General features: G+C 57.4%; 18 protein-coding genes and 1 pseudogene. 1 reads left to right on the top strand and 18 read right to left on the bottom strand.

What is annotated here, in order from left to right; translation table 11 throughout:
* Positions 1-14 precede the first annotated feature (14 nt).
* A pseudogene (gene dnaE / locus AC27VJ_RS19270) lies at positions 15-3,506 on the bottom strand (DNA polymerase III subunit alpha); the annotation flags it as partial.
* Between the two features lie 713 nt (positions 3,507-4,219).
* On the opposite strand from dnaE, the gene AC27VJ_RS19275 reads away from it, so the two are divergent.
* Positions 4,220-4,945, top strand: coding sequence for a class I SAM-dependent methyltransferase (locus AC27VJ_RS19275; protein WP_488685363.1), 726 nt, complete (start codon positions 4,220-4,222; stop codon positions 4,943-4,945).
* 122 nt (positions 4,946-5,067) lie between these two features.
* On the opposite strand, the gene AC27VJ_RS19280 is transcribed toward AC27VJ_RS19275, so the two are convergent.
* The 17 genes from AC27VJ_RS19280 to AC27VJ_RS19360 all read right to left on the bottom strand — a co-directional run bounded on the left by AC27VJ_RS19280 (position 5,068) and on the right by AC27VJ_RS19360 (position 24,849).
* Positions 5,068-5,751, bottom strand: a complete 684-nt coding sequence (locus AC27VJ_RS19280) for an ABC transporter ATP-binding protein (protein ID WP_353575602.1) — start codon at positions 5,749-5,751, stop codon at positions 5,068-5,070.
* A 15-nt stretch (positions 5,752-5,766) separates the two neighbouring features.
* Complete coding sequence (locus AC27VJ_RS19285) at positions 5,767-7,074, bottom strand: lipoprotein-releasing ABC transporter permease subunit (protein WP_113089446.1); 1,308 nt, start codon at positions 7,072-7,074, stop codon at positions 5,767-5,769.
* 20 nt (positions 7,075-7,094) lie between these two features.
* Complete coding sequence (proS, locus tag AC27VJ_RS19290; protein ID WP_353575601.1) at positions 7,095-8,417, bottom strand: proline--tRNA ligase; 1,323 nt, start codon at positions 8,415-8,417, stop codon at positions 7,095-7,097.
* 661 nt (positions 8,418-9,078) lie between these two features.
* A complete protein-coding gene (locus AC27VJ_RS19295) occupies positions 9,079-9,348 on the bottom strand; it encodes a DUF1467 family protein (RefSeq protein ID WP_488685364.1) in 270 nt (89 codons plus the stop codon).
* A 99-nt stretch (positions 9,349-9,447) separates the two neighbouring features.
* The gene (gene mce, locus AC27VJ_RS19300) at positions 9,448-9,852 is read right to left on the bottom strand and encodes a methylmalonyl-CoA epimerase (protein WP_488685365.1); all 405 of its coding nucleotides are present in this window, start codon (positions 9,850-9,852) and stop codon (positions 9,448-9,450) included.
* Between the two features lie 31 nt (positions 9,853-9,883).
* Positions 9,884-11,551 (bottom strand): ribonuclease J, encoded by a 1,668-nt coding sequence (locus AC27VJ_RS19305; protein WP_488685366.1) that lies wholly within the window; start codon positions 11,549-11,551, stop codon positions 9,884-9,886.
* A gap of 189 nt (positions 11,552-11,740) precedes the next feature.
* Positions 11,741-12,481 (bottom strand): biotin--[acetyl-CoA-carboxylase] ligase, encoded by a 741-nt coding sequence (locus AC27VJ_RS19310; protein ID WP_488685367.1) that lies wholly within the window; start codon positions 12,479-12,481, stop codon positions 11,741-11,743.
* A gap of 26 nt (positions 12,482-12,507) precedes the next feature.
* Positions 12,508-13,950 (bottom strand): NADH-quinone oxidoreductase subunit NuoN, encoded by a 1,443-nt coding sequence (gene nuoN / locus AC27VJ_RS19315; protein ID WP_488685368.1) that lies wholly within the window; start codon positions 13,948-13,950, stop codon positions 12,508-12,510.
* A gap of 18 nt (positions 13,951-13,968) precedes the next feature.
* On the bottom strand, positions 13,969-15,480 hold the full coding sequence (locus AC27VJ_RS19320) for an NADH-quinone oxidoreductase subunit M (protein WP_353575596.1): 1,512 nt from the start codon (positions 15,478-15,480) through the stop codon (positions 13,969-13,971).
* Positions 15,480-17,477: an NADH-quinone oxidoreductase subunit L gene (nuoL, locus tag AC27VJ_RS19325; RefSeq protein WP_488685369.1), complete on the bottom strand. Its 1,998-nt coding sequence runs from the start codon at positions 17,475-17,477 to the stop codon at positions 15,480-15,482. The genes AC27VJ_RS19320 and nuoL overlap by 1 nt, the downstream gene beginning before the upstream one ends.
* A 7-nt stretch (positions 17,478-17,484) precedes the next feature.
* Entirely contained in the window at positions 17,485-17,793 is a 309-nt protein-coding gene (gene nuoK, locus AC27VJ_RS19330; RefSeq protein ID WP_042619655.1) for an NADH-quinone oxidoreductase subunit NuoK, read from the bottom strand.
* A gap of 27 nt (positions 17,794-17,820) precedes the next feature.
* Positions 17,821-18,435: an NADH-quinone oxidoreductase subunit J gene (locus AC27VJ_RS19335; RefSeq protein ID WP_062451390.1), complete on the bottom strand. Its 615-nt coding sequence runs from the start codon at positions 18,433-18,435 to the stop codon at positions 17,821-17,823.
* Between the two features lie 133 nt (positions 18,436-18,568).
* On the bottom strand, positions 18,569-19,060 hold the full coding sequence (gene nuoI, locus AC27VJ_RS19340) for an NADH-quinone oxidoreductase subunit NuoI (protein ID WP_003512679.1): 492 nt from the start codon (positions 19,058-19,060) through the stop codon (positions 18,569-18,571).
* A 38-nt stretch (positions 19,061-19,098) separates the two neighbouring features.
* Positions 19,099-20,142, bottom strand: coding sequence for an NADH-quinone oxidoreductase subunit NuoH (gene nuoH / locus AC27VJ_RS19345; protein WP_113089456.1), 1,044 nt, complete (start codon positions 20,140-20,142; stop codon positions 19,099-19,101).
* A gap of 12 nt (positions 20,143-20,154) precedes the next feature.
* Positions 20,155-22,236, bottom strand: coding sequence for an NADH-quinone oxidoreductase subunit NuoG (nuoG, locus tag AC27VJ_RS19350; RefSeq protein ID WP_488685370.1), 2,082 nt, complete (start codon positions 22,234-22,236; stop codon positions 20,155-20,157).
* Between the two features lie 172 nt (positions 22,237-22,408).
* The gene (gene nuoF, locus AC27VJ_RS19355; protein ID WP_488685371.1) at positions 22,409-23,713 is read right to left on the bottom strand and encodes an NADH-quinone oxidoreductase subunit NuoF; all 1,305 of its coding nucleotides are present in this window, start codon (positions 23,711-23,713) and stop codon (positions 22,409-22,411) included.
* 11 nt (positions 23,714-23,724) lie between these two features.
* Complete coding sequence (locus AC27VJ_RS19360) at positions 23,725-24,849, bottom strand: NADH-quinone oxidoreductase subunit E (protein ID WP_353575591.1); 1,125 nt, start codon at positions 24,847-24,849, stop codon at positions 23,725-23,727.
* Positions 24,850-24,851: the final 2 nt, after the last annotated feature.

Raw genomic sequence — 24,851 nt, forward strand, 5'->3', positions numbered from 1 at the left:
GTTGTTTTAAATAAGATCAGCTCGACATCGATGACCCCGGAGGCGGAGCGGAATGCTGCGCCGACTTCCGGTGAGATGCGGTATTTCCCCGGCAATTCCACCTCGATTTCGCGCTGGCCATCATCCTTGATCAGCACGAAATAGACTGAGCCATCGCCCTTGTTGAGGTGGTGCGCCAGCGCCTTCATCGGGCCGGAATTGCGAAGATATACACGTAGCGCCTTCTGCATTTGGACCGATTTTTCTTCGAGTGACTGCGCAGTCTGAATGCGCAGTCCAATGCCTTCTGGCCGCTCTTCCGCCTGTACGGTAATCACAAGCGATTTGCCGACCTCGAGCAGATCACGGTACTGTCCAAGCCCTTCCGAAAACAACACGGCCTCATACTGGCCTGACGCATCCGAGAAGGTGACGATGCCCATTTTGTTGCCGGTACGGGTCTTGCGCTCCTGCTTGCCGGTGACTGTGCCGGCCAGACGGCCAGCGGTGGCGCCCTGTTTCACCGATGCCGTGAAGTCGGCAATATTCTGCACCCGCAGCTTATCGAGAATGGCGCGGTAGGTATCGAGCGGATGGGCGGTGAGGTAGAAGCCCAGCACCTGATATTCCCGCAGCAGCTTTTCCGATGCGAGCCAAGGCTGATACGCTGGCAGAACCAGCTTTTCCGGTCCGCTTGCACTGCCGGAGCCGAACATATCATGCTGACCGCTGACCCGGCGGCTTTGCGCGATCTGCGCGTAACCGATGACGCGGTCCAGCCCACCGATGAGTTCGGCGCGGTCCTTGCCGAAGCAATCGAAAGCGCCCGCATTGATGAGACTTTCCAGCACGCGGCGGTTGACCTGTTTGGGGTCGATACGTAGGCAGAAATCCTCAAGGCTGGTGAAGGGCTTTTCGCCGCGCACTTCCACGATGTGATCAACCGCGCCCTCGCCCACGCCTTTCAGCGCCGCCAGCGAATAATAGATGCGGTTTTCACCCGGCTCGAAACGACGGTGGGATGTCTGCACCGATGGCGCGACGATCTCAATGCCCATGCGGCCCGCATCTTGACGGAAGTCGTTGACCTTTTCCGTATTGGCCATATCCAGCGTCATGGAGGCCGCGAGGAACTCCACCGGGAAATGCGCCTTCATATAGGCCGTCTGGTAAGACACGATGGCGTAAGCGGCAGCGTGGGATTTGTTGAAGCCGTAATTGGCGAACTTCGCTAGCAGATCGAAAATGGTATCGGACTGCGCCTTGGAGACATTGTTGCGGATCGCGCCTTCCACGAAACGCTCACGCTGCTGGTCCATTTCCTCCTTGATCTTCTTACCCATGGCACGGCGCAGAAGATCGGCTTCACCCAGCGAATAGCCGGACAGGACCTGGGCGATCTGCATCACCTGTTCCTGATAAACGATAACGCCCTGCGTTTCCTTCAGCAGATGATCGATGGTCGGGTGGATCGACTCGATCTCTTCCTCACCATGTTTACGGGCATTGTAGACCGGGATGTTTTCCATCGGGCCCGGACGATAGAGCGCCACCAGCGCAATGATATCTTCGATACAGTCCGGGCGCATGCCGATCAGCGCCTTGCGCATGCCCGCACTTTCCACCTGGAACACACCGATGGTTTCGCCGCGCGACAGCATTTCATAGGTCTTCTGGTCATCCAGCGGAATGGCCGCCAAATCTACGGAGATGCCGCGTTTAGCAACGAAGTCCACCGCCACTTTCAAGACCGTCAGCGTCTTCAGGCCGAGAAAGTCGAATTTGACGAGACCGGCGCTTTCCACCCATTTCATGTTGAACTGGGTGACGGGCATGTCCGAGCGCGGATCGCGATACATGGGCACGAGCTTGGACAGCGGACGGTCACCGATAACTATACCGGCGGCGTGAGTGGAGGCGTGGCGATACAGGCCCTCGATCTTCTGGGCGATATCCAGAAGACGCGCGACGACCGGCTCCTTGTCGGCCTCCTCCTGAAAACGCGGCTCTTCCTCGATGGCCTTGGACAGCGGCGTGGGATTGGCCGGATTGTTCGGCACCAGCTTGCAGATGCGGTCCACCTGACCATAGGGCATTTCCAGCACGCGACCAACGTCACGCAAGGCGGCACGCGCCTGTAGCGAACCGAAGGTGATGATCTGCGCCACCTGCTCGCGGCCATATTTGCGCTGCACGTAGCGAATGACCTCTTCGCGGCGGTCTTGACAGAAGTCGATATCGAAGTCGGGCATCGATACGCGTTCTGGATTGAGGAAGCGTTCGAACAGCAGCGAGAAGCGTAGCGGATCGACATCGGTAATGGTAAGCGCGTAGGCAACCAGCGAGCCAGCACCCGAACCACGGCCCGGGCCAACGGGGATATCCTGCTGCTTAGCCCATTTGATGAAGTCGGCAACGATGAGGAAGTAGCCGGGAAACTTCATGCGTTCGATAACGCCGAGTTCGAAATCCAGCCGGTCGCGATATTCCTGCTCGGTATAACCCGGCGCCATGCCGAGCGAGGCCAAACGCTGGTCGAGCCCTTCCACGGCCTGACGACGAAGCTCGAGCGACTCGGCGCGTTCCGCCTCTTCCGGGTCATCGCTGGCACCGGTGAAACGAGGCAGGATTGGCCCACGTTTTTTGAGAACATAAGAGCAGCGCTGCGCGATCTCGATTGTGTTTTCCAAAGCCTCGGGAATGTCGGCAAAAAGTGCCATCATCTCGCTGCGGCTTTTCAGATAGTGGTCCGGCGTGAGGCGGAATCTGCTGTCATCGGAGACGATGGCATTGTGGGCGACAGCCATCAAGGCATCGTGCGCATCGTAATCCGCACGCGACGGGAAGAACGCCTCATTGGTGGCAACGAGCGGAATGTCGTGCTCATAGGCCAGAGAAATCACGCGGCGCTCATGGGCGCGATCGAAATTGCCCTGACGCTGCAATTCCATATAGAGACGGTCGCCGAAAAGCTCCTTCAGCACCATCAAGCGCTTTGTCGCTAGATTGGTATGGCCATCTCGCAGCGCCATATCGATGGGTCCGCCAGACGCACCAGTGAGAACGATCAGACCGCTATTGTCACCCTCTTCCAGCCAGGACTTGGTGATGCTGACCGCGTGGCCTGTACCCTCGCCATCCAGATAGGCACGGCTAATCAGATCGACCAGTCGCTCATAGCCCTGTGCATCCGCCGCCAGAAGAACGATAGACGGCAGCTTGGCGAGGTTGTTGTTGCCGCGTTTGTCATCGGTTGCGTCCTGCAAATCGAGCGAGATCTGGCAGCCAATGATGGGCTGCAAGCCCTCGTCTCGCGCCTTTTCGGAGAACTCCAGCGCGACGAACAGATTGTTGGTATCGGTAATGGCGATGGCGGGCTGACCGTCGCTGACGGCCTTGGCCATGATTTTCTTCAAGGGCAACGCGCCCTCAAGCAAGGAGTAGGCAGAGTGCACCCTAAGGTGAACGAAGCCGGGTGTTTTTAGCTCATGTGCGGCCTTATCACCGCTCACCAAAATCTCACCCATTTTACTTTATCCCGCCATTCTGATTCAGCGGGATTTTCGGATTTCCTGAAGGCAAAGTCCACTGCCTAAGGTTAAGTTTACACGTCATTTCCGGTTGAAACGACGTCAACACATCACATGGAAGTGAGGATCACCGAGAAGCTAGCAACAAAGACGGCGATGGAAGCGAAAGCGGCAATGTCACGGATGATGTCGGTCATTTGTCTCTCCATACTCTTTATGTTCTAACTTTGTTCTTATTTAGTTCCACTGTCAACTGCTTATTTTTCACCCTTGTCTTGTCAACGCACGCCGAGTCGTGCGGGTTCCCGCGTTCGATTCGCGGCAAGTGCTTGACTCGAAAGGGCAAACCAAGGGTCGATGGCGTCATGTGGTGGCGGCAAAAATCGCCGCGCTTCCATCGAGTTCAAAGCTGAGTGGAGAATTGCGCAGGCTCGTTCATCAGAACCGATCATGCCAGTCATGGCAGAGCAGGACTTGCCTTTTTATTTGGGGTACATGTGGAAACACTGATGATGCTTTGCGCAAATCCAGTGTAACCAGGAGCCACACGCTTCGCGCAAGTTAAAACGGCAATAACACAACCATGTCTTCTGAGATTCCTGATTTAAAATTCAGGTTAGCCTAACCATCAATGCGCTCCAGAAGACGACGGGGCAGAGCGGCTTAATATAAGTCGCTCACATCACTACATCTGGCTTAGAGTTTTCAAAATGAGCGAAGCAGCGACTGCAACAAGCAACGACGACGTCCTCCAAAAGATTTTATCTGTATCCAACTTTGCAATATCATCGCCACCAACCGGCTCTTTCAACCTGAACTTCATTTCCAGGTTGACCGCTGGCGTCACGTCCAGCCAGTACATGTACAGCAAAATGCTGACCGCAAAACATCTGGAAACGACCCAAGACCTGATCGACTACTCCTGCGAAGCGGCAAAGGTCGAAGGTCTGGTTCTCGAATTCGGCGTTTTCTCCGGTCGGTCGATCAACCGCATCGCAGAGAATATCAGCACACCGGTTTACGGCTTCGACAGCTTCGAAGGCCTGCCGGAAGCTTGGCGTCCGGGCTTCGACAAGGGTGCTTTCGCCCGTGAAGGCCTGCCGCAGGTTCTGCCAAATGTCGAACTCGTCGTCGGCTGGTTTGACCGCACCCTGCCTGCCTTCCTTGACGCGCATCAGGGTCCAGCCTCGCTGATCCATGTCGATTGTGATCTCTACTCCTCGACACAGACTGTGTTCACGCAGTTGCGTGACCGTATCGTCCCGGGCACGATCATTCTGTTCGATGAGTATTTTAACTATCCTGGCTGGGAACTGCATGAGTACAAGGCGTTCCAGGAATTCGTTGAAACGGCTGGCGTGCAGTACGACTACATTGGTTTGAACGTTAACAATCAGCAGGTCGCAGTGCGTGTAAACGCAATCCGCCCACGATAAGCCTCTGGACGAAGATGCGCCGGAGCGCGGGGCTCTGGCGCATCTTCACCATCCGTATTCAAAGAAAAAGCACGGCGTGATAGCCGTGCTTTTTTATTTGAACCAGAGAAGTCGGACGCCGATCAGAACTCTACGATTTTGCCTTCGCTGAGCGTGACGCGGCGGTCCATGCGGCCGGCGAGCTCGTGGTTGTGGGTGGCGATGAGGGCCGCGAGACCGGACTGGCGGACCAGGGCTTCGAGAGCGCCGAATACGTAGGATGCGGTTTCAGGATCAAGGTTGCCGGTTGGCTCATCGGCCAGCAGCAGAAGCGGTGCATTGGCGACGGCGCGGGCGATGGCCACGCGCTGCTGTTCACCACCGGAAAGCTCAGACGGGCGGTGGTCTGCCCGGTGGCCGATGCGCATATAGTCCAGCAGCGCCTTGGCGCGTTCGCTGGCTTCCGCATGCTTTAGCCCGGAAATAAGCTGCGGCATCATGATGTTTTCGAGCGCGGTGAATTCCGGCAGCAGGTGGTGGAACTGGTAGACAAAGCCGATGTCGCTGCGGCGGATCAGCGTGCGCTCTTCATCCGAGAGATCGCCACAGGATCTGCCATTGACGACGACTTCGCCCGCATCGGGATGTTCCAGCAGACCAGCCAGATGCAGGAGCGTGGATTTGCCGGTGCCTGAAGGTGCCACTAGCGCGACGATCTCACCGCTTCTAAGCTGAAGGTCGGCATTCTTCAAGATGGACAGGCTGGTTTCGCCCTGCCCGTAAGTCCGTTCCACGCCGGAAAGCTGCAACGCTATTTTCTGTGCCATGGTGTGAAGCAGTCCTTATTCGTAACGCAGGGCTTGGACTGGATCGAGCTTGGATGCCCGCCATGCCGGAAAGATCGTTGCCAGGAAAGACAAGGTCAGCGCCATGATGACGACCGTCATGGTTTCGCTCAGCTGCATTTCCGCCGGAAGCTGGCTGAGGAAATAAAGCTGCGGATCGAACAGGACGGTGCCCGAAATCCACGAGAAGAACTGCCGGATCGATTCCACATTGAGACAGACGATGACGCCGAGCCCGACGCCCGCGAAAGTGCCGACGATGCCGATGGCAGCGCCCGTCATGAAGAAGATGCGCATGATGGAGCCTGAGCTTGCGCCCATGGTGCGCAGAATGGCAATATCGCTGCCCTTGTCCTTCACCAGCATGATGAGGCCGGAGATGATGTTGAGCGCCGCCACCAGCACGATCAGCGTCAGGATCATGAACATGACGTTGCGCTCTACCTGAAGCGCGGAGAAGAAGGTCTGGTTCCGCTGTCGCCAGTCGGTGATATAAATCTGCCGCCCGGCTGCCGTCTCCACCAGCGGCCTGATGCCATCAACATTATCCGGGTGGGTGACGAAGAGCTCAATGGACTGAACGATGCCTTCATTGTTGAAATACAGCTGTGCTTCGGACAGCGGCATATAGATCATCGAGGCATCATATTCCGACATGCCGATCTCGAAGACGCCCGAGATCGTGTAGGATTTGACGCGCGGGTTGACGCCCATTGGCGTCACGTCACCTTCCGGTGATATCAGCGTAATCTGGTCGCCCGCCGTCACGCCTAGCTGGGACGCGAGACGCGAGCCGACGAGAACGCCCTGCCCAGACATATAGCCGACGAGATCGCCGACTTTGATGTTACCGGAGACTTCCTTGATCTTTTCAATATCTTCGGTGCGAACACCGCGCACAAGTGCGCCACTGCCCGCACCGCCACGACCCGACGCCAGTGTCTGACCTTCGACCAGCGGCAAAGCCATGGTGACACCGGGAACGGCGGCGAATTTCTTGGCCAGATCGTCATAGTCCTTCAACGGAGAGTCGATGGGCTGAACGATCATATGGCCGTTGATGCCGAGAATGCGGGAAATCAGCTCCGTTCGGAAACCGTTCATGACCGCCATGACGATGATCAGCGTCGCAACGCCGAGCATGATGCCAACGAAGGAGAACCCTGCGATGACGGAAATGAACGCTTCCTTGCGGCGCGAACGCAGGTAGCGCCAGGCCACCATGCGCTCGAAGGCCGAAAATGGCCGGGCGGCTCCACCCTTTACGGAAGAGCCTGCACCGTTATCAGCCTCGGCTTTTGCCATGTCTTCTCCTTATCGGCTTTTCAGCCAAGCACCCTGTTCATTGCCGCTTCGACGGTCACGGTCTCGCGTGCGCCGGTCTTGCGATCCTTGACTTCCACTTCGCCAGCCGCGATGCCGCGCGGACCGACGATGACCTGCACCGGCACGCCGATAAGGTCAGCCGTCGCAAACTTCTGGCCAGCACGGTCGTCCGTATCGTCGTACAGAACATCCTTGCCTGCGTTGGTCAGCGAGTAATACAGCTTTTCACAAGCCGCATCACAGGCAGCGTCACCTGCCTTCATGTTGATGATGACGACATCGAATGGAGCAACCGATTCTGGCCAGATGATTCCGTTCTCGTCATGCGATGCTTCAATGATGGCGGGAACAAGGCGTGTCGGTCCAATGCCATAGGAACCCATGTGGACAAGGTGTTCCTTGCCATCAGGGCCCTGAACTTTCGCGCCCATCGGCTCGGAATATTTCGTGCCGAAATAGAAGATGTGACCGACTTCGATGCCGCGCGCAGACAGACGCTCACCTTCAGGAATAGCGTTGAAAGCGGCTTCATCGTGCATTTCAGACGTGGCAGCGTAATCCGTCGTCCACTCGTTGAAAATGCCCTGCAGACCATCGACGTCATCGAAGTTGGTATCGTCGGAGGGAATGCCGCGATCGAGGAAGCTCTTGTGGCAGAACACTTCCGATTCACCCGTGTCAGCCAGAATGATGAATTCATGGCTGTGGTTGCCGCCAATCGGGCCCGTATCGGCGCGCATGGGAATAGCACGCAGCCCAAGGCGCGAGAAGGTGCGCAGGTAAGCGGTGAACATCTTGTTATAGGAATGGATCGCGTCTTCCTTGGTCAGGTCGAAGGAATAGGCATCCTTCATCAGGAATTCACGCGAGCGCATGGTGCCGAAACGCGGACGAACCTCGTCACGGAACTTGAGCTGAATGTGGTAAAGGTTCAGCGGCAGGGTCTTGTAGGATTTCACATAGGACCGGAAGATGTCCGTGATCATCTCTTCATTCGTCGGACCATAGAGCATCTGGCGATCCTGACGATCCTTGATGCGCAGCATTTCCTTGCCGTAATCATCGTAACGACCGCTTTCCTGCCAAAGCTCAGCCGTCTGAAGCGTCGGCATCAACAGCTCGATGGCGCCGGAGCGATCCTGCTCTTCGCGGATGATCTTGTTGACCTTGTCCATGACGCGCTTGCCGAGCGGCAGCCAGGAATAGATGCCCTGGCTCTGCTGACGGACCATGCCCGCACGCAGCATAAGGCGGTGCGAGACGATTTCCGCTTCCTTGGGATTTTCCTTGAGGATGGGCAAAAAGTAACGGCTGAGACGCATGGGTGTTTCCATTTTGTGACGACGCCTCGCCTATGCGCGGGAATCGCCGGAATAACGGGATAATTGCGCCGTACATAGCGGTTTCCTTATCAGAAGGAAACCCGCAGCACTGCGCGTGTGGGCGCTTCTGCAGCGTTGGCGCAATATGATTCCAAACCGAACATTCACGAAGGCTGAAAAGCCCCTGTTTGCAGCGCGAAACGCTTGCCCGATTTACTTTCATGGCGCTTTTGCGACAATTTTATGAGACAGCTTTCGCCGCTGAACGGTTACAGGAGGAATAATTTTGCCCGGAAAGTGCGACATATCGCATCAAGAGGAATTTTTTGCCGACTGTAACAAAAATGCAAAAAATCTAATGACAAGTTTTCATCTTTGGGCTAGTTTCAGCTTACAAAAGAGGCAGGAAGTTTAAATTCTTGCCGATTTCGCGGTCAGTCTTGGGAGGATGAGATCTTAGGCGCGTTCATTCGCAGCCCCGGCAACGGTTACAGATCACGCGAAACTAAAAAACAAGGCTGAAACGCCTTGTTTTTTTTTGCTTTTTTGAAACATACTCAAAAACACCAAAATTAATTAAGGCGAATTTGCGTCTGTCAAGACGCCGCGTCTCTGTTGGTTGGGGGTATGGCGGTTATACATGACAGCTTGATGACAGAAATCAGTCATAAACCGGGATAATGCGCGGCAGGTCGTCTAGGCTGAAGCCGAAATACCATGTGCTTGTGTACCACACGCCGCAGATTGCGACAGAAACGAGGGTCGTCACCAAAACGATCTGACCGCCCCGGAAGCGCGTCGGCGCGCTCGCCACAGTTCCCAGCGCAACATCCCCGTCTTCAGACTGCGTACGCAGGCCAATCGGCAGGATGATGAACAGCACCGTCCACCAGACGATGAAAAACACGGCAAATGTCGAAAGCCACTGCATGTTATAAACCTCCCGTTTTTTCTGCCATCAATCCAGTGCTTTCCACGGGATCGAAGGCAAATTATCGCAAAAGCACCCGCCTCTAAAGGCAGCCAGAACTCAAATCTGCTCCAGCTCGATCAAAGTCCCGAAGAAATCCTTCGGGTGGAGAAACAGTACCGGCTTGCCGTGCGCGCCGGTCTTCGGTTCGCCGTCACCCAGCACGCGTGCACCTTCTGCCTTCAGGCGATCCCGTGCCACGAGAATATCGGCCACTTCGTAGCAGATGTGGTGCATGCCGCCGGAGGGGTTCTTTTCCAAAAAGGCCGCGATGGGCGAATTATCGCCGAGCGGTTCCAGCAGTTCCACCTTGCTGTTGGGCAGTTCCACGAAAACGACAGTCACACCATGTGCGGGCAGAGCTTGCGGTTGGGAGACGGCGGCACCCAGCGTATCGCGGTAAGTGGCGACTGCCGCAGCCAGATCCGGCACGGCAATCGCGATGTGATTGATACGACCCAGCATGTTTCCCTCCCGAAACGGCTGATGAGACCGATTAAACCTTCGTCACGAACACGGTAACGATGGGCTTCTTGCCCCAAACCTGATTGGCTGTGGCGCGAACCGCACGGCGTACAGATTCACGCACGACGCCTAGGTCCTTGCGGCGCGCGCGCGGAATGCTTTCGACGGCACCCAGCACGGCGTCATAAAGCGTATCTTCCATGGCCTCGCCTTCATCATCGAATTCCGGCAGGCCGAAAGGAACGACATCGGGGTCGCCCACGAAATCGAAGCGGCTGTCCAGCACGACATTGATTGAGACGTGGCCGGCAAAAGACAGCTTGCGGCGGTCGCCAATGCCCATTTCCTCGAAGTCACCGACCAGACGGCCATCCTTGAAAACGCGCCCATGCGGCGCATCATCGATGACTTCCGCCGGACCGGGAGCTAAACGCAGGATATTGCCGTTGCGGACCTTCGGAACCTGCGAAATGCCAGCCTGCTCGGCCAGTTCCTTCTGCGCCACCAGATGCGCGGCTTCGCCGTGCACGGGCACAAGAATCTGCGGCTTCACCCACTCATACATCTGTAGGAGTTCGTTGCGGCGCGGGTGGCCGGAGACGTGAACCAGCGCTTCATTATCGGTGATGATGTGAACGCCCTGCTCGATCAGGCCATTCTTGATATCGAGAATGGCTTTTTCGTTGCCGGGAATGGCGCGCGACGAGAAGACGACCGTGTCGCCAGACGCCAGCGCCACATTGCGCATTTCATCGCGCGAGAGCTTTGCAAGTGCTGCGCGGGATTCGCCCTGCGAGCCGGTGAGGATGACCACCACCTTGTTACGCGGGATATAACCGAATTCGTCTTCGGCCAGAAACGGCTTGATACCTTCCATGATGCCGAGGTCATGCGAAACATTGACGACGCGCTTGAGCGAAGAGCCGAGTAGCAGGACTTCACGGCCCGCACGATCTGCAGCCTGCGCAATCGAGCGAATGCGCCCGACATTGGACGAGAAAGTCGTGATCGCCACACGCCCCTCGGCATTTTCGATGATCTGGCGTAGACCTTCGGACACCTGCTCTTCGGATGGAGAAACACCATCGCGCAGCGCATTGGTGCTGTCGCACATCATGGCCAGCACGCCTTCTTCGCCTATGGCACGGAAGCGGGCCTCGTCAGTCAAAGGCCCAAGCGATGGCGCATGGTCAATCTTCCAGTCGCCGGTGTGGACGACATTGCCGAGCGGCGTGCGGATGACCAGCGACATGGGTTCTGGAATGGAGTGATTGACGCCAATCGCCTCGACCTCGAAGGGGCCGACATTGATGCGGTCACCAGCCTTGAAGGGCGTGATCGGAATTTCAGCGCGCGTGCCCTCATAATTGCGCTTGGCTTCCAGCATGCCAGCGGTGAAGCCGGACGCGTAAACCGGAACGTTGAGCCCGGGCCACAGATCGTTCAGCGCACCATAATGGTCTTCATGCGCGTGGGTGATAATGATAGCCTTGAGGCTGTTGCGCTGCTCCTCGATGAAGCGGATATCCGGCAGCACCAGATCCACGCCCGGCAAGTCCAGCCCTGCAAAGGTCACGCCGCAATCGACCATGATCCATTGGCGTTTGGCAGCAGGGCCATAGCCATAAAGCGCCAGATTCATGCCGATTTCGCCCACGCCACCGAGCGGCAAGAATACGAGTTCGTCTTTTGTTGTCATTCTTTTTCTGTCCAATCATGCTTGCTACCGCGACGCTTGAAACGAGCGGTGACAGCGAATGGCATCGGTTTTCATCATACGCCGACCGCAGCCGATGCGAGGCTGCCGGGACGTCCTGCATTTACCGAGCAGCAGGAATGCTCCAGATCCAAACATCGAACGTCGGCGCGATGTCACGCACCGTGCGGTTCAACCAAAAAACACGTCACCTGCCGCGATGGAGCGCACTGGCCCCTCGTCTTCTTTCAGCAGCAGGAAACCATTATCATCAATTCCGGCAAAACGCCCGCGGATAGACCGATCCGGAAGATTGACCGTAATCGGCTCGCCAATGCCGCAGGCAGCCGCGCGCCACAGGCGCATGACCTCGGCCACGCCCTGCCCCCGGCTCCACAGGCTGAGAATATGCGCAACTTCACGAAACAGATGAGCAAACAGCTCTTCCGGCCCGCAGGCCGCGCCATGTTCGCCAAGCCGCGTAACGGGATAGGCCGGGTTGTCAGGCATATGGGCAATATTGATGCCGATGCCGATGACGAGTGCCGTGCGCCCGTCCGGCAGTGTCTCCGCTTCCATCAAGATGCCGCAGGTCTTCTTGCGTCCGATGAGAATGTCGTTCGGCCATTTGATCTCAAGCGGCGCTCCGCCGGGGGGCAACACGGCACCAATGGCGCGATAGACCGCAAGCGCAAAGGCCAGAGGCAGGGAGCCGATATGCTCCATGGATGCGGGATCGATGAGAAGAAGGGAGGCGTAGAGATTGCCGGGCTCGGACACCCAGGGCCTGCCGCGACGGCCACGACCGCCGGTCTGGCGGGTGGCGGTTACCCAGAGATTGCCGCCATCGCCTGCCCTTGCGCGGGCAAAACATTCCACATTGGTCGATGTTGTCTCGGCCAAAGCTTCGTGCCGGAAGTCATCGACTGACATCCGGCCCGTTTTCAAACGCGTCTCACTCAAAAGAAGGTCTTTGCTGCGACATCAACCGCATTGCCGAGAACACCGCCGAAGAGGATGAAGGCAAGGACAAAGAGACCAGACAAAGCGTAAACGATGCGCAGCTCGCCCGAGGCCTTTTCGAAGCTGCCCTTGGCATCATCGAACCACATAACCTTGACGATGCGCAGGTAGTAGAAAGCACCGACGACTGACGCAATCACACCGATAACGGCCAGCGGATAAAGCTTGGCTTCGATGGCTGCGAGGAAGACATAGTACTTTCCGAAGAAGCCAGCGAGTGGCGGAATGCCTGCGAGCGAGAACATCAGGATCGTCAGCACCAGCGCCATGAAGGGATTGCTGGAGGCAAGGCCTGCCAGATCATCCACGCTTTCAACATTGCCGACTTCCTTGCGACGCATGGCGAGGATGCAGGCGAAGGTGCCGAGCGTCATGCCCATGTAAACGGCCATGTAGAGCAGCACGCCGGAAACGCCAGCCTGCGTGCCGGCAGCCAGACCCACCAGCGCATAACCCATGTGACCGATGGAGGAATAGGCCATCAGACGCTTGATGTTGCGCTGGCCGATGGCCGCGAAGGCACCGAGCAGCATGGAAGCAATGGAGATGAAGACGACGATCTGCTGCCAGTCTGCAAAAACCGGCTGGAAGGCATCGATAACGATACGAACGAAGATCGCCATGGCGCCGATTTTCGGTGCAGCGGCCAGGAATGCCGTGACCGTGGTCGGTGCGCCCTCATAAACATCCGGCGTCCACATATGGAACGGCACGGCGGAAATCTTGAACGCCAGACCGGCCAGCACGAAGACCAGACCGAAGACGAGGCCGAGCGAGCGTGTTTCAGCCGAGAGAACAGCGGCGATTTCATTGAAGCCGGTGTTGCCGGTGAAGCCGTAGACCAACGACATGCCATAGAGCAGCATGCCCGAGGACAGAGCGCCAAGAACGAAATATTTCAGACCGGCTTCCGTGGAACGCAGGCTTTCGCGGTTGATGGCACAAATGACGTAGAGCGCCAGCGACTGAAGCTCGAGCGCCATGTAAAGCGAGATCAGGTTGTTGGCCGAGATCATCAGGAGAATGCCGAGCGTGGCGAGAACCAGCAGCACGGGATATTCGAAACGACCGATGGGCTCGACACGGCTATGGCCAATCGACAGGATCATGGCGACGATGGAGCCGATCAGCGCCAGCACCTTCATGAAGTTGCCGAAGGCATCTGCGACGTAAACGCCGCCAAAGGCCTCGCCCGTTGCAGGCGCGAAGATGATCCACAGACCGACGACGACCAGAAGAGCCATGGCAAGACCCATGACCGTGTTGGTCGACTTGTCCCCGGAGAAGACCCCAATCATGAGCAGCGCCAGAGCGCCGACCGCAAGGATCAGCTCGGGCGTCGCGATGCGCAGACTGGCAAAAAGAATTTCAGCGGTCATGTCCTACGGGTCCTGTCGTCAGTTCAGAGAAAGCGCAACATTCTGCGCTGCCTGCAATGCGGCCGTATAATTATTGATCAAAAGGTCCACCGATGCTGCCGTAGCATCGAAAACCGGTGCCGGATAGACGCCGAAGAAAATCGTCAGCGCTACCAGCGGATAGAGAATGACCTTTTCGCGGGTGGAAAGATCGAGCATGGCTTTGAGGCTTTCCTTTTCCAGCGCACCGAAAATCACGCGGCGATAGAGCCACAGCGCATAGGAGGCGGAAAGGATGACGCCCGTTGCGGCAAACAGCGCAACCCAGGTGTTGGCGCGGAACACACCGATGATCGTCAAGAATTCACCGACGAAGCCGGACGTGCCGGGCAGACCGACATTTGCCATGGTGAAGACCATGAAGGCGACGGCATATTTCGGCATGTTGTTGACGAGACCGCCGTAAGCTGAAATCTCGCGGGTGTGCAGGCGGTCATAGACGACGCCGACGCAAAGGAACAGCGCGCCGGAGACGATGCCGTGCGACAGCATCTGGAAGATCGCACCCTGGACGCCCTGAACATTGGCGGCGAAGATACCCATGGTCACGTAACCCATGTGGGCAACGGACGAATAGGCGATCAGCTTCTTGATGTCGTCCTGCATCATGGCCACCAGTGAGGTGTAGATGATAGCGATGACGGACAGCGTGAAGACGAAGGGCGCAAAATGTTCCGAGGCAAGCGGGAACATGGAGAGCGAGAAGCGGATGAAACCGTAACCGCCGAGCTTCAGCATCACGCCAGCCAGAATGACCGACCCCGCGGTCGGAGCCTGAACGTGCGCATCTGGAAGCCAGGTGTGAACAGGCCACATTGGCATCTTCACAGCAAAGGCCGCAAAGCAGGCAAGCCAGAGCCACGTCTGCATGCCGGCCGGGAAGCCATGCTTCAGAAGCTCGGTCATGTCAGTCGTTCCAGCCTGCCAGTACATAGCCATGATGGCGAGCATGGTCAGAACCGAACCCAGCAACGTGTAGAGGAAGAACTTGTAGGATGCGTAAACGCGATCCTTGCCGCCCCACACGCCGATGATGATGAACATCGGGATCAGCGTCGCTTCGAAGAAGACATAGAAGAGAACCGTATCGAGCGCGACGAACACGCCGACCATGACGACTTCCAGCAGCAGGAAGGCGATCATATATTCCTTGATGCGCTTCTCGATGGAATTCCAGCTTGCGAGAACGCAAAACGGCATCAGGAACGTCGTCAGGATGACGAACAGCATAGAGATGCCGTCCACGCCGAGGTGATAGGCCGCGATATTACCGAACCAGGCGTGCTTTTCCACCATCTGGAAGCCCGGGTTCGAATTGTCGAAACCGATCCAGATGAAGAGCGACAGCACGAAGGTAAAGACCGTCGTCAGCAGCGATACATTGAGGACGTTGCGACGTCCGAACGGACCGTTCGCATTGGTCAGAAGCAGGAGCACCACGCCGACGAGCGGCAGGAAGGTGACCGTTGAAAGAATAGGCCAATCGGTCATCAAAGCGCACTCCCGAGCATCATCCAGGTGACAAGCCCGGCAATACCGATCAGCATCGCAAAGGCATAATGATAGAGGTAACCGGATTGCAGACGAACGACGCGGTTGGTCACATCAGCCACGCGTGCGGCAATACCGTTGGGTCCGTAGTGGTCGATAACCGCAACGTCACCCTTCTTCCACAGGAAGCGGCCAAGCGCCTTTGCGGAACGAACGAAGAGGAAATCGTAGAGTTCGTCGAAATACCACTTGTTGAGCAGGAACTGGTAGAGGCCACGATGGGTCTCGGCCAGGCGCTTCGGCGTCTCAGGCGACTTGATGTAGAAGTACCAAGCGGTGACGAAACCGAGTGCCATGGCGACGAATGGGCTCCACTTGACCCACAATGGAACGTGGTGGAACTCTTCGAGGATTTCGTTGGAGGGCAGCATGAACAGCGCGCCCTTCCAGAATTCCGCATATTCTTCACCGAAGAAATGACCTTCGAACACGACACCGGCGAGCACTGCACCGACTGTCAGCACGAAAAGCGGGATGAGCATGACCATCGGCGATTCATGGACGTGGTGCATGACATCTGCGGAAGCGCGCGGCTTGCCGAAGAAGGTCAGGAACGCCAAACGCCAGGAATAGAAGCTGGTGAAGAGCGCAGCGACGACGAGAAGCACGAAGGCGAAACCGGCGACCGCATTGTGCGAGGCATAGGCGGATTCGATGATCACATCCTTGGAGAAGAAGCCGGCAAAGCCGATCATCGTGCCGGGAATACCAACGCCTGTCAGCGCCAGCGTGCCCACCGTCATCGTCCAGAAGGTGATGGGGATGTGCTTGCGTAGACCGCCCATGTGACGCATGTCCTGCTCGCCATCCACTGCGTGAATGACCGAACCGGCGCAAAGGAACAGCAGCGCCTTGAAGAAGGCGTGCGTGAACAAGTGGAACACGGCAGCACCGTAAGCACCAGCACCGAGCGCCACGAACATGTAACCGAGCTGCGAGCAGGTCGAATAGGCAATGACGCGCTTGATATCGTTCTGAACCAGACCGACCGTGGCAGCAAAGAAAGCCGTGATTGCGCCAATCAGCATGACGAATGTCAGGGCATCCTGCGAAAGTTCAAAGATCGGCGACATGCGCGCAACGAGGAAGACGCCAGCCGTGACCATGGTTGCGGCGTGAATGAGCGCCGACACAGGTGTCGGGCCTTCCATCGCGTCCGGCAGCCATGTGTGCAGCAGGAACTGCGCCGACTTACCCATGGAGCCCATGAACAGCAGCAGGCAAACGCCGGTGATCGCATGGGCCTTGTCCAACTGCATGCCGAACAGGTTGATGACGACATCCGTCGAGGCTGCGCCGTCGGCAGGCAGATAGGTGCCTGCGGCTGCGAAGATGGTTTCGAAATTGACCGAGCCGAACAGCACGAACAGGCCGGAAATGCCGAGGATAAAGCCGAAGTCACCGACGCGGTTGACGATGAAGGCCTTCATGGCGGCGGCAGAGGCGGATGGCTTCTTGTACCAGAAGCCGATCAGCAGATAGGACGCCAGACCAACACCTTCCCAGCCGAAGAACATCTGCAACAGGTTGTCGGATGTGACCAGCATGAGCATGGCGAAGGTGAAGAGCGACAGATAGGCGAAGAAGCGCGGACGATGCGGATCGTGGTGCATGTAGCCGATGGAATACAGGTGCACGAGACAGGACACCGTGTTGACCACGACGAACATGACGGCCGTCAGCGTATCGATACGGAAGGCCCATTCGACATCGATACCACCGGACTGGATCCAGCGCAGCACGGTCACCTTGATGACTTCGCCTGCTTCATGGGTCAGCAGCGCAACATCGATGAAGACGATCCAGGACAGGATCGCGACGACGATCATCAGGCCTGTTGTGACATATTCCGAGGCCTTGGCACCGATGGAGCGGCCGAAAAGGCCAGCGATCAGGAAGCCGATCAGCGGAAGAAAGACGATAGCTTTGTATATCATAGCCTTATCAGCCCTTCATCATATTGACGTCTTCCACGGCAATCGATCCGCGGTTGCGATAGAAGACTACGAGTATTGCAAGACCGATAGCCGCTTCCGCAGCAGCGACGGTCAGAATGAACAATGCGAAGACCTGGCCGACGATATCGTTGAGGAACGACGAGAACGCCACCATGTTGAGGTTGACCGCAAGCAGGATGAGTTCGATCGACATGAGGATGACGATGACGTTCTTACGGTTGAGAAAAATACCGAAGATGCCGATCGTGAAGAGGACCGCGCTGACCGTGAGGTAATGGGAAAGACCGATTTCCATATTCTATGTTCCTTGGATCCGTTCGCCTCAGATGCCCTGACCCGGCTTGACCTTGACCGTAGTCACGGCAGTCTTGGGGTCGCGACCAACCTGCTTGGAGATGTCCTGACGCTTGATATCGGTGCGGTGGCGAAGAGTCAGCACGATGGCGCCGATCATGGCCACCAGCAACACGAGACCGGCCAGCTGGAAGAAGTAGACGTAGTTCGTGTAGAGAACGTCACCGAGTGCTGCCGTGTTGGCGCGCTCCAGCGGGTTCGGGATCGGCATGGTGATCGACTTGGCCGCCTGCGGGTTAAGCACGCTGCCACCCACGACGATGATGAGTTCTGCCGCCAGAATGATACCGATCAGCGCACCGATGGGCGCATATTGCAGCACGCCGGAGCGCAGCTCGGCAAAGTCCACATCCAGCATCATGACGACGAAGAGGAACAGCACCGCCACAGCGCCGACATAAACGACCAGCAAGATCATGGCGAGGAATTCAGCGCCCGTCAGCAGGAAGAGAGCGGCTGCGTTGAAAAAGGTCAAAATGAGGAAGAGAACCGAATGAACCGGGTTCTTCGAAGCAATGACCATGAACGCAGACGCCACGGCGACGAAAGCGAAGATGTAAAAGAATACAGCGTGCAGACCCATGTTGGTGCCTTTTTGTCCTCACCGGACACGAGCGACCATAAAGCCGCATGCCCGTTTCGTTCCCGCCAGCGATCACCGACAGGCATTTATTATGTACCCTCCCCGGAGCGGCGCCCCGGAGAAACGAGCCGCATTAACGGTACGGCGCATCCAGTGCGAGGTTGCGAGCGATTTCGCGTTCCCACCGGTCGCCATTATCGAGAAGGCGCTGCTTATCGAAATAAAGTTCTTCGCGCGTTTCCGTCGCGAATTCGAAATTCGGACCTTCGACGATGGCATCGACCGGGCATGCTTCCTGGCAGAAGCCGCAATAAATGCACTTTACCATGTCGATATCGTAACGAACCGTGCGGCGCGTGCCATCGTTGCGGCGTGGGCCAGCTTCAATGGTGATGGCCTGGGCAGGACAGATCGCTTCGCACAGTTTGCAGGCGATGCAGCGTTCTTCCCCGTTGGGATAGCGGCGCAGAGCATGTTCGCCACGGAAGCGCGGGCTGACCGGTCCCTTTTCGAAGGGGTAGTTCACCGTTGCCTTCTGTTTGAAGAAGTGACGCATCGTCAGAAAAATAGCGCCAACGAATTCCTTGAGGAACAGCGAATTGACGGCTTGGGAAAGACTGGCCATCTCAATCTCCAAATCTGCAAGCGAGGACTGCGGACATCTTATGCCCCCGCCGTCAGCTTGAGTACGAATGCAACAATCACAACCATGGCGAGCGACAGCGGCAGGAAGACCTTCCAGCCAAGACGCATCAACTGGTCATAGCGGTAACGCGGGACGAATGCCTTCACCAGACCGAACATGAAGAACACCATGCCACCCTTGAGGATGAACCAGATGATACCCGGCACCCAGTTGAGGAACCATACATCCACGATGGGAAGCCAGCCGCCCAGGAACAGAATGGTCGTCAGGCAGCACATCAGAACGATGGCAGCATATTCACCCAGCATGAACATCATGTACGGGGTGGAGCCATACTCCACCATGTGACCGGCCACAAGTTCCGATTCCGCTTCGGGCAGATCGAACGGTGGACGGTTGGTTTCGGCCAGCGCCGAAATGAAGAAGATGATGAACATCGGGAAGAGCGGCAACCAGTGCCAATCCAGGAACGATGCCGGCAGACCGAGCGACGTGCCGATGCCCGAATGTTGCGCATTGACGATGTCAGTCAGGTTCAGCGAACCGACGCACAGCAGAACGGTGACAATAACGAGGCCAATGGAGACTTCGTAGGACACCATCTGCGCGGCGGAACGAAGCGCGCCGAGGAACGGATACTTCGAGTTCGAAGCCCAGCCACCCATGATGATGCCGTAGACTTCAAGCGACGAGATCGCGAAGATATAGAGAATGCCGACATTGATGTTGGCGACGACCCAGCCCTGATTGAACGGGATCACGGCGTAGGTCGCAAGTGCCAGCGTCACGGCAACCAGCGGCGCCAGCAGGAACACGGCCTTGTTGGCACCGGATGGAATGACCGGCTCTTTCAGAATGAACTTCAAAAGGTCGGCGAAAGACTGGAAGAGGCCAAAGGGACCAACTACGTTGGGACCACGGCGCAGCTGAACAGCCGCCCAGATCTTACGGTCGGCAAGCAGAAGGAAGGCGATCGACACCAGCAACAAAACGAGAAGAAGCAGGGACTGGCCGACAATAATCAGCGCTGGCCAGACATAGCTCCAGAAAAACGATTCCATAGTCCCCTACCCTTACTCTGCCGCAGCCTTGAAATTGTTGCGGGCCAATGCGGAACATTCGGCCATCACGGCGGACGCTCTCGCAATCGGGTTCGTCAAATAAAAGTCCTTAACCGGCGAGGCAAAACCTGCCTTGTTCAGGGTGCCAGCCTTTGTGGCCAGCGTTTCAATCGCTGCTGCGTCGGCGACGGCAATCTCGTCAGCATCGGCAAAATGCGGATGCGCGATATAGAGCTGAGCACGCAGAGCAGACAGCGAGTCGAATGGCAGCTTGTGGCCGAGAACATCCGACAATGCACGCAGGATTGCCCAGTCTTCACGGGCTTCGCCTGGTGCGAAACCGGCGCGATTGCCCATCTGGACGCGACCTTCGGTGTTGACCCAGATACCGGACTTTTCGGTATAGGCCGCACCCGGCAGGATGACGTCGGCATTCATTGCGCCGTTGTCACCATGCGAGCCGATGTAAACCGTGAGCTTCGCGCTCTTTGCAGACAGATCGATTTCGTCAGCGCCGAGCAGGAAGAGAACCTCGGACGATGCAGCGATAGAAGCAGCATTGGCCGACTTGTCTGCCGGAACGAAGCCGATATCCAGACCACCAACGCGGGCAGCAGCCGTGTGCAGAACGGAGAAACCGTTCCATTCGCCAGACACTGCGCCGACAGAAACAGCAAGCTTTGCAGCCGAGCTAAGAACAGCGGCACCATCTTCACGCGACAGAGCGCCCTGACCGACAATGATCATCGGGTTCTTGGCAGCCTTCAGCTTTTCGATGAAGCTGTGCGAACCGGACGCCAGATCGGACAGCGTGTCCGTGCCGGAACCGAGATATTCGTATTCGTAACGCAGCTCGCCCGCTTCACCGATAACAGCGACCGGGAAGCCACCACGGCGCCAGCGCTTGCGAATGCGTGCGTTGAGCACGGAAGCTTCGTAGCGCGGGTTGGAGCCGATGATCAGCAGTGCGTCGGAATGTTCGATGCCCTCGATAGTGGCATTGAACAGGTAGCTGGCGCGACCGAGCGACGGGTCGAGCGCCGTGCCATCCTGGCGGCAATCGACATTGGTCGAACCGAGCGATGCCAGCAGCGACTTTAATGCAAACATTTCTTCGACAGAAGCCAGATCGCCAGCGATAGCGCCGATCTTCTCACCCGAGGTCGAGGCAACGCCAGCCTTGATGGCGGCAAAAGCTTCGCCCCAAGTCGCGGGCTGCAAGCGGCCGTCCTTGCGGACGTAAGGCTTGTCGAGGCGCTGGGTCTTGAGACCATCCCAGATGAAGCGGCTCTTGTCCGAAATCCACTCTTCGTTGATGGCTTCGTTGACACGCGGCATGACGCGCATGACTTCGCGACCACGGGTATCGACGCGGATGGCAGAGCCGAGCGCGTCCATCACGTCGATGGTTTCGGTCTTACCGAGTTCCCAGGGACGGGCGGTGAAAGCGAATGGCTTGGATGTCAGAGCGCCGACCGGGCAGAGGTCAACAACGTTGCCCTGAAGCTCCGATGTCATTGCCTGCTCGAGATAGGTTGTGATCTCGGCGTCTTCGCCGCGACCGATGAGGCCGAGTTCGGAAATGCCAGCGACTTCCGTGGTGAAGCGGACGCAGCGCGTGCAGTGAATGCAGCGGTTCATGACCGTCTTGACGAGCGGGCCGATATATTTGTCTTCCACGGCGCGCTTGTTTTCAGCGTAACGCGAACCGGCGATACCGAAGGCCATGGCCTGGTCCTGCAGGTCGCATTCGCCGCCCTGGTCGCAGATGGGACAATCGAGCGGGTGGTTGATGAGCAGGAATTCCATCACGCCTTCGCGGGCCTTCTTGACCATCGGCGTGTTGGTGAAAACTTCCGGCAATTCGCCGTTCGGGCCGCCGCGAATATCGCGCACACCCATGGCGCAGGATGCAGCAGGCTTGGGCGGTCCGCCCTTCACCTCGATGAGACACATGCGGCAGTTACCCGCGACCGACAAACGCTCGTGAAAACAAAAGCGCGGAACTTCGGCACCAGCCTCCTCGCACGCCTGCAACAGCGTGAAATGATCTGGAACTTCGATCTCTTTACCGTCAACCTTGAGCTTTGTCATGGTCCTGCTACGTCCTGTTGCCTGTCCGTCGCGCATATCAATGCGATCAAGGACAAATCCTGATGGCATCCGGCTTAGACTCAAAAAGTGCCAAATGCTTTAACGATGTAAGGGACCGGTACACCCGATCCCCGCCCCTCGCAACACCCTTGAGGTGTTACTTTGGCCGGTGTTACTCGGCAGCCTCAAGCACAGCGCCATCATCCATGGCCCTGTAGGTATATTGATCGATCCGCTTTTCGATTTCCGGACGGAAATTGCGGATCAGCGCCTGAACCGGCCATGCAGCCGCATCACCCAGCGCACAGATGGTGTGGCCTTCGATCTGCTTGGTCACTTCGAACAGCATATCGATTTCGCGCTTCTGCGCATTGCCCTTGACCATGCGTTCCAGCACACGCCACATCCAGCCCGTGCCTTCACGGCAAGGGGTGCACTGGCCGCAGCTTTCATGCTTGAAGAAGGCCGCGATACGGGCGATGGCCTTGATGACGTCGGTGGACTTGTCCATGACGATCATGCCGCCGGTGCCGAAGGAAGACTTCACTTCGCGCATGCCGTCGAAGTCCATGATGGCGTCCTTCATGTCCTCACCGCGAACGATGGGGCAGGATGCGCCGCCTGGAATGACGCCGAGCAGATTGTCCCAACCGCCGCGAATGCCACCACAGTGACGCTCGATCAGCTCCTTGAAGGACAGACCCAGCGCATCTTCGAAGGTGCACGGACGCTCGACATGGCCCGAAACCATGAACAGCTTGGTGCCGACATTGTTCGGACGACCGATGTAGGAGAACCACGATGCACCGCGACGCAGAATGGTCGGCGCGACGGCGATGGATTCGACGTTGTTGACCGTGGTCGGGCAACCGTAAAGGCCCATATTGGCCGGGAACGGAGGCTTGAGGCGCGGCTGGCCCTTCTTGCCTTCGAGGCTTTCGAGAAGCGCCGTTTCCTCACCGCAGATGTAGGCACCTGCGCCGTGATGAACGTAGATATCGAAATCCCAGCCGTTCTTGTTGTTTGTGCCCAGCAGACCGGCGTCGTAGCATTCGTCGATTGCCGCCTGCAGCGCTTCGCGTTCACGCATATATTCGCCGCGAACATAAATGTAGGCCGTGTGCGCGCCCATGGCGAAACCGGCGATCACGCAGCCTTCGATCAGCGTATGCGGATCATGGCGCAGGATTTCGCGGTCCTTGCAGGTGCCGGGTTCTGATTCGTCGGCATTGACGACGAGATAATGTGGACGACCGTCGCTTTCCTTCGGCATGAAGGACCATTTGAGGCCCGTCGGGAAGCCAGCGCCGCCACGACCACGCAGGCCAGACGCCTTCATCTCATTGATGATCCAGTCCCGGCCTTTTTCGATGATCTGCTTTGTGCCATCCCAATGACCGCGTGCAAGCACACCCTTAAGCGAGGTGTCCTTGAGGCCGTAGAGATTGGTAAAGATACGATCCTGATCTTTTAACATGATTCAACCTCTTACCGCGGCTTCTTGCCGAAGACCTTGATATATTCGGCTTCGCCACCCTTGGCGAGCGCCTCGGCCTGACGGACCCAATCATCGCGATCGATACGGCCCTTGAAATTCAGATAACCGTCGACCCATTCACGCTCTTCTGCGGACCAGCCGGCGACCTGCATATAGGTGAAGATGCCGAGCTCGTTCAGCGTCGCCTCGATCTTCGGACCAACGCCGGAAATCAGCTTCAGGTCATCGGCCTTTTCAGGCCGGTCGACCTTGGCGGGACGGTTCTTGTCCTCTAGCGAAGGCTTGGCCGACGTCTTGACCTCGCCAGAGCCTTCCGCCGCAGCCGCCTTGGCGTTGCCTTCTGATGCCTTCGGATCGGTCACCGGTGTCTTCAGCTTAGCATCCGACTCTGCTGCCGTTGTCTTCGGCTTTGCAGCCTCGGATGGCGCAGGTGCGGGTGCTGCCGCAGGAGCCGCCGTTGCAGGCGTTTCCGCTGGCTTGTCGAGATTGGAGCGATCCGGCTTCGTCTCTTCGGTCAGCGTGGTCAGCGGGCCAATCGGCGCCGAAAGATGACGGTCGATCTGCGGGCCTGGCTTGACGGTATCGCCCTTGCCTGCCTCAAACGTATCGATGATCTCTTCCAGACGCTCCGGCGTCAGGTCCTCATAGGCATCCTTGAAGATGATGACCATCGGCGCGTTGACGCAGGCGCCCTGACATTCGACCTCTTCCCAGGAAAGTGTGCCGCTTTCATTGGGGGTCAGCGGATCGTGGTGGATCTTGTGACGGCAGACATCCATCAGCGCTTCGGAACCGCGCAACATGCAGGGTGTGGTGCCACAGACCTGAATATGCGCCCTGGTGCCAACCGGCTTCAGCTGGAACTGCGTATAGAAGGTCGCCACTTCGAGCACGCGGATATAGGCCATATCCAGCATGTCGGCGATCTTCTCGATACAGGCGCGGGTTACCCAGCCGTCCTGCTCCTGTGCACGCATCAACAGCGGGATGACCGCAGATTGCTGGCGTCCTTCAGGATATTTCTGGATCGTTTTTTCCGCCCAAGCGATGTTGTCCGCGTTGAACGCGAAACCCGTGGGCTGGAACTGATCTTCAGCTAGTCGACGAACGGACATAC

It is taken from the genome of Agrobacterium sp. 20P9.1.2 (genome assembly GCF_057799395.1).